Source organism: Brevundimonas sp. UBA5866, assembly GCF_002432125.1.
Lineage (GTDB): Bacteria > Pseudomonadota > Alphaproteobacteria > Caulobacterales > Caulobacteraceae > Brevundimonas.
In genome coordinates this window covers 1-6,300 of record NZ_DJFS01000071.1, presented here as the reverse complement: position 1 = coordinate 6,300, position 6,300 = coordinate 1, and the positions used below count along the sequence as shown (strand labels likewise).

6 protein-coding genes are annotated in these 6,300 nt (G+C 61.9%); 3 read left to right on the top strand and 3 right to left on the bottom strand.

The window, feature by feature from the left end:
- The first annotated feature begins 335 nt into the window (after positions 1 to 335).
- The 3 genes from B3H86_RS08585 to B3H86_RS08575 all read left to right on the top strand — a co-directional run bounded on the left by B3H86_RS08585 (position 336) and on the right by B3H86_RS08575 (position 4,074).
- Entirely contained in the window at positions 336 to 1,310 is a 975-nt protein-coding gene (locus B3H86_RS08585; protein WP_292052966.1) for a BCCT family transporter, read from the top strand.
- Positions 1,311 to 1,326: 16 nt separating this feature from the next.
- Positions 1,327 to 2,319 (top strand): BCCT family transporter, encoded by a 993-nt coding sequence (locus B3H86_RS08580; RefSeq protein ID WP_292052963.1) that lies wholly within the window; start codon positions 1,327 to 1,329, stop codon positions 2,317 to 2,319.
- Positions 2,320 to 2,433: 114 nt separating this feature from the next.
- The gene (locus B3H86_RS08575) at positions 2,434 to 4,074 is read left to right on the top strand and encodes a serine hydrolase (protein WP_292052961.1); all 1,641 of its coding nucleotides are present in this window, start codon (positions 2,434 to 2,436) and stop codon (positions 4,072 to 4,074) included.
- A gap of 40 nt (positions 4,075 to 4,114) precedes the next feature.
- On the opposite strand, the gene B3H86_RS08570 is transcribed toward B3H86_RS08575, so the two are convergent.
- The 3 genes from B3H86_RS08570 to B3H86_RS08560 all read right to left on the bottom strand — a co-directional run bounded on the left by B3H86_RS08570 (position 4,115) and on the right by B3H86_RS08560 (position 6,004).
- Positions 4,115 to 4,531: a hypothetical protein gene (locus tag B3H86_RS08570; RefSeq protein ID WP_292052960.1), complete on the bottom strand. Its 417-nt coding sequence runs from the start codon at positions 4,529 to 4,531 to the stop codon at positions 4,115 to 4,117.
- Positions 4,532 to 4,586: 55 nt separating this feature from the next.
- Positions 4,587 to 5,300 (bottom strand): DUF4893 domain-containing protein, encoded by a 714-nt coding sequence (locus B3H86_RS08565; protein WP_292052957.1) that lies wholly within the window; start codon positions 5,298 to 5,300, stop codon positions 4,587 to 4,589.
- Positions 5,301 to 5,392: 92 nt separating this feature from the next.
- Positions 5,393 to 6,004 (bottom strand): hypothetical protein, encoded by a 612-nt coding sequence (locus tag B3H86_RS08560; RefSeq protein WP_292052955.1) that lies wholly within the window; start codon positions 6,002 to 6,004, stop codon positions 5,393 to 5,395.
- Between the last annotated feature and the right edge of the window lie 296 nt (positions 6,005 to 6,300).

Here is a 6,300-nt window from a genome sequence, read left to right as displayed (position 1 = left end):
GGCGACTGCCGCGGCGGCGACGCCGGTAAGCAGAGCAAGTTTCATACAGGACATGCCAGAAATCTCGGAGGGGAATAAGGTTGGCATTCCTATACCGACGCAATACGGAATCCTAAAGTTAACAATAAGAAATAAATCAATAGTTATGCATGATTACATGAAGTTCATAATATGTCCTTCTAATGACATTGGTGATAAATGCAGAAGAAAGATCTAAAATACTAATATTAATATCAAGTTTTAAGATTAGATTCATTATATCTTGAATTGGCCGTTCATGCCGAAATTGAGCCTCTAATCTGGAACCATAGGCGGACTCCACTGTTTGTCTGCTCATGCTTTCCTCCACAAATATTCGTACCTTCTCCGGCGCGAGTGCGATCATCCTGCTGCTCGCAGCATTCGCTATCCTTTTGCCTCAGACAGCGTCTCAGGTTTTCACCGTCGCCCAGTCATGGACCATCGAGCATTTCGGTTGGTTCTATGTGACCGCTGTGGCGGTCTTCTTTGTATTGATGCTTTGGCTGGCCATCGGCCCTATGGGACGGCTGAAGCTGGGGCCCGATGACTCCGAGCCGGACTTCCCCTTCATTTCATGGGTCGCAATGCTGTTTGCCGCAGGCATGGGCATCGGCCTGATGTATTTCGGCGTGGCCGAACCCGTGCAGCACTACATCACACCTCCCGAGGCAGAGCCCGGCACCATGCTGGCCGCACGCGAGGCGATGGCCATTACCTATACCCACTGGGGCCTGCACGGCTGGTCCATCTATGGACTTGTGGGTCTGGCACTGGGTTATTTCGCGCACCGCAAGGGTCTGCCGCTGGCCATGCGTTCGGTGTTCCACCCGTTGATCGGTGACCGGATTTATGGACCGTGGGGTGACCTGATCGACATTTTCGCCATCTGCGGCACCCTGTTCGGCATCTCGACGTCGTTGGGTCTGGGCGTCAGCCAGATCGTCACCGGCCTGAATGTGCTGTTCGGCATTCCGAACACGCCGCTGGTTCAGGTGCTGCTGATTTTCATCGTCGTGGGACTGGCGACGGTGTCGGTGCTGTCGGGCGTCGGCAAGGGCGTTCGCCGCCTTTCGGAGTTGAACCTTATTATCGCCGTCTGCCTGATGATGTTCATCATGCTGGCCGGACCGACCCTGTTCCTGATCCGCGCCTATGTGCAGAATTTCGGCCTGTATCTGGACCATTTCATCATCCGCAGCTTCCAGCTCTATGCCTATGAGCCGCGGGCTTGGCTGGCGGACTGGGCGCGNNCCATCCCCCCCCCCCCCCCGCCCCCTCATTACTACTAGGCCGGGGGGGTTTTGTTTGGCGGACTGGACGCTCTTCTACTGGGCGTGGTGGATCGCGTGGTCGCCGTTCGTGGGCATGTTCATCGCCCGCATCTCGCGCGGGCGCACCGTGCGCGAGTTCATCATCAGCGTGCTGACCGTGCCGACCGCCTTCACCTTCCTCTGGATGACGGTTTTCGGCAACTCGGCAATGGCACTGGACATGGGTGCAGCCCAGGGTGCGATTGCCAATGCGGTGCAAACCGATCTGTCGACGGCCCTGTTCAAATTCCTCGAATACTTCCCCTGGCCGATGGTCACGTCGGGCCTGGCCATCGCGCTGGTCATGGTGTTCTTCGTGACCTCGGCTGATTCCGGTGCGCTGATACTGGCCAATCTGTCAGCCAAGTCGACAGAGGACGATGACGCGCCCGGCTGGATGCGGGTCTATTGGGCGGCGCTTCTGGCGATGGTGTCATCGGCGCTGCTGGTCGCGGGCGGACTGTCGGCGCTGCAGACGGCGACATTGGTGGCGGCCCTGCCGTTTGCCGTCATCCTACTGCTGACGGGCGCGGGCCTGATCCGGCAGATGAACGCCGACCTGAGAGGCGAAGTCATCGAGCAGGCCGCGCCGCATCTCGGTGCCAGACTGCGCTTTGTCTTCGCACCGGCTTCGCTTCCCCAGATCGAGCGCCAGATCCAGACCACGGCCCAGCCCGCCCTGCAGGACGTGCATGACGCGCTGAGCGCCAATGCCGAACTGGCCCATCTGGACACGACGGAAGAAGGCGTGGCCCTGTCCATCGACAACGAAAAGGGGCGGGCCTTCCACTATACGGTAAAGGCAGGTTCACGACCCCGTCCGGCCCTGAACGCTTCCGAAGCCCGTCGCAACCGCCGCGAGATCGAGTGGCGCATGATGGTCACCAGCAGTGACGGCAAGCGTGCACGCGATATCACGGGCTTTACCCGAGAACAGATCGTCAGTGACGTCCTGGACCATCTGCAACGCTGGCGCGCGAACCTCTGAGGTCGCCGTAGCGGGCCATTGTGGCGGGCGTGATCTGTTCGCGTCCGCCAAACGGCCCTTGGCGGCATGGGCACACAGGTTTAGCCTGACCGGCGTTGTTTAGCCGGAGTGACCATGATCCCGCACCTTTCCCGCCGTACCGCGCTTTTGAGTGGCGGCGCCGTTGCACTGGCCGGACGACCGGCAGTGTCCCGCGCGGCGGCCAATGACGACGCCTCTCTGGCCGAAGCGTTCGAGGCCTATGTGCAGCGCTGTCTGGCCGCATGGCCGGACCAGCCAGCCGTTGGCATCGCACTGGTGAAAGATGGCCAGACCCTGCTGGCCAAGGGCTATGGCACCCGTATCCGTGGCCAGAATGCTCCGGCTGATGACAGCACCCTGTTCGCCATCGCCTCCAACTCCAAGAATGTCACGGCGGCCTGCCTCGGCATGCTGGTGGACGAGGGCAAGGTGAAGTGGGACGAACCCATCAAAACCTATATCCCCGAGTTCACCCTGTCCGATCCGGTGATCGCCGAACGGATCACCGTGCGCGATACCCTGTCGCACCGTGCGGGCTTCGGTCTGGGCGCGGGCGACCTGCTGTTCTGGCCCAACAGCGACCGTTCGCGTGCCGATGTGCTGCGTCAGGCCTCCTTCGTGCCGATCGAGGACGGGTTCCGCGCCAACTACCATTACTGCAATCTGATGTTCGTGGTGGCCGGTGCCGTGATCGAGCGCGTGTCGGGCCTGACGTGGGAGGACTTTGTCCAGACCCGCGTGCTCGATCCGCTGGGCATGACCGACACTGTGCCGCTGGCGCGTCTGGCCGATCCGGCCAAATCGGCCCTGCCGCACGGCCGCGTCGGCCCTCCCCTGCGCTATCAGGGCGAGATGACCCAGATCGCTCAGTCGATCGCCGAGGTCTGGAACTGGGACAATGCCGCCGCTGCCGGTGGCATCTGCGCCAGCCCGCGTGACTGGGCCAAATGGATCGCCCTGCGACTGAACAACGGCCAGATGGCCGACGGCACGCGCCTGTTCTCCGAGGCAGTGGCCAAGGAAATGTACAAGCCGAACATCGTCGTTTCCAACTCCGAGGGGCCGACGGCGGCTCTGCCGAACCGTGCGGTTGCCTCGACCTATGCACTGGGCTTGCAGGTACAGGACTATCGCGGCGAGCGGATCGCCACCCACGGCGGCGGCTCTCCGGGCGGCATCTCCTCGACCGTGCTGATTACCGGCCGCAGGACCGGATTCAGCATCTTTACCAATGCCGAGGAAAGCTTCCTGCTTCGGGCGCTGCGTTCGGGGCTTACGGACATTGCTATGGGCAGGGTCGATATCGACTGGATTGCCGACTCCAAGCGCCTGGAGGCGGAGGGCATCGAAAAATCCCTGAATGCCGCCAAGGAAATCGACGCCAAGCAGAAAGCCGGTGCCCGTACGCCCCTGCCGCTATCGGCCTATACCGGAACGTGGCGTGATCCCTGGTACGGCGACATCCTGATCTCGGAACGGACCACGGGGCGCGGTCGTGACCGCAAGGAAGGCCTGTGGGTGACCTTCAGCCATACCCCTGCGCTCAAGGGCTGGATGGAGCCCTATGACGGCAACACCCTGCGCACCCGATTTGTCGATACCCGCGAGGAAGACGCCTTCTTCACCTTCGAGGTCGAGAACAGGCAGCCGGTCCGCGCGACGCTCAAGGGCGTCTCGCCGGATATCGACTTCTCGTACGACTATCAGAACCTGCGGCTGACCAAGGTCAGCTGACAGGTAAAGGGCCGGATCAGATGATCCGGCCCTTTTCTGTTCATCGGTCGCTGCGCTTGCCCGCTTCGAGGATGGGCATGCCCGCCTCGGTGGGAATGTAGATGGTCTGGCGACCTTCCTTGCCTGCGGTTTCCTGCAACATGTTGATGTAGGACCAGCGCAGATAGTTTTCCGGCCCGCCCAGAGCCTCGGCCATAATGCGGTTGGCCTCGTTGGCACCCTTGGCGCGTTCGATCTCGGCCTGCGCCGTCAGCTTGGCGGAATCGAGGGCGGCCTGGGCTTCCAGCACGCGGATGCGGCGGTTCTGGACCGCCTCCTCATAGGCGGCGCGGCCCTGCATCTGTTTGGAATAGACGTTGTAGGTCGGCAGGCCGACCAGAACGCCCGCGGCGACCACGATCACACTGACGATGGTCCAGATCGTTGCCTTGGTTCCGAATTGGGTGGTGGTGGACATGGCCCCTCCGCTGAAATCATCACATTGACCAGCTTGGGGATCGCCACAGCCCAAGTCAACGCGACGTGGACGGTACCAATTCCAGTATATCGAGATTGGATTCGACCTGGGGCCAGGGCGTGACCACGCGCCAGTGCTGCGGGCCGATGCGCTCAAGAACGGAGACCACATCCCGATCGGGCCTGCTGGCATACTCGGGCGCGCGCGCCTCATTGGCCAGGGCCATAGCACCGAGCAGGACCATATGGGTCTGGTTCTCAGGGTAGAAGATACCCTGCACCCGCTGTGACCCCGTCAATTTGGTGAGCCTGAGCCCCTCGTCCGTACGGGTGATGCGGCAGGCGAACCAGCCATAGACGACATAGCCAAGGTCGCTGTCCTCACTCGAAGCGCCCAGCTTAACGGTGCGGCAACGGTAGTTGCCTTCGGGAAGCAGCGGGTCGTTCAGCGTTGCATCAGGGTCGATCAAGGCCCCCAGGGCGTTCAGATCGCCGCTGCCGCCCAGACGATGCGCCTGTTCCAGCGCCACCGTCCACGCCGCCTCGCGGCGTTGGTAGCGATCACGGTCCATCGGCGTGATCAGGCTGCGCCAATCGGCCAGAACGGAGACATTCGGTGGCGGCGGCGGTGGTGGGGGCGCGGCCACAGCATCTGCCGGAGACGGCGCAACCGTGCCCGTTGACGCACAGGCCGCCAGAACACCAGCAGCTATGGCCACAGCCACGCCAACGCATCCGCGCTTTACGGAATAGGCACCTGGGAAACTCACCCGCAACTCCCGCAACGAGGCCCTGCGACCACAACATCCATTCCAAAGCCAAGCGTTGCTCACGTCAACCCGAATAGCGGTCCTGTCGGTCTTCAGATCTTCTGGTGCCGCCCCTTCCTGTCGTCATTGGCCGACAGGGGCGCAGGCAGGAAAGCCGCAGGTTGCACAAGGCGTTCGGGCGGAAACAGAAGCTCGACCACCACACCCTCGTCCGGATGGCAGGCGACAATCAACACCCCGCCAAGGGCATCCACCTCGACGGCGGCCTGTTTGAATATCCGCAGGCGGCTGTTTGCCTCCAGTTGGAGGATGTGCCTGTGGTTATGGCCGCTGCTGTCACAGATGCAGATGCGCAGCCCGCGCGGGTCCTGATACAGATGACAGACCACCGCTCCCTTGTCGGCGCTGGCCTCTATGGCGGATTTCATCAGTTCGACGATGAGCGCTGTCAGGACAACCTCATCGACCATCACCATCGGCATGGCCAGTCCATAGGGACGCAGCACATCGACATGGTGGAAGAAGGCATAGTCACTCACCCGCCACCCCGCCGTCTCGACACAGCGTCGCGGATTGCACCAGACCGCAGGCATGGGCGGCAAGGCTTCCGGAACGACAGGCAGGGGATCGCCCATCAGGCCCGACAGCCGGTGAAGCTGTGCCAGCAGATCGCTCAGATGATGGGTAAAACCTGGGGTCGCCATGACATCGTTCTGCAATATCCACGACCGTCATTGCGCCTGAAACGAAAGTTTCAGTTACTATCCATACACGCAAAAACCCGCGGTACTCTCGTACCGCGGGTTTGTGTTTCAGGCTTCGATACCGGAAATCAGTCTTCGCTGGCAGCAGGCTCGGCCTTGCGGCGCGGGGCCCGGCGGCGCGGGGCCGGAGACTCTTCGCCCGCTTCCTCGATCGCCACCGGACGGGTCACAAAGCCCGGCAACATGGAGGCATCGCGTGACATTTCCTCACCGGAGTCTGCCGGCTGGGGAGCCGG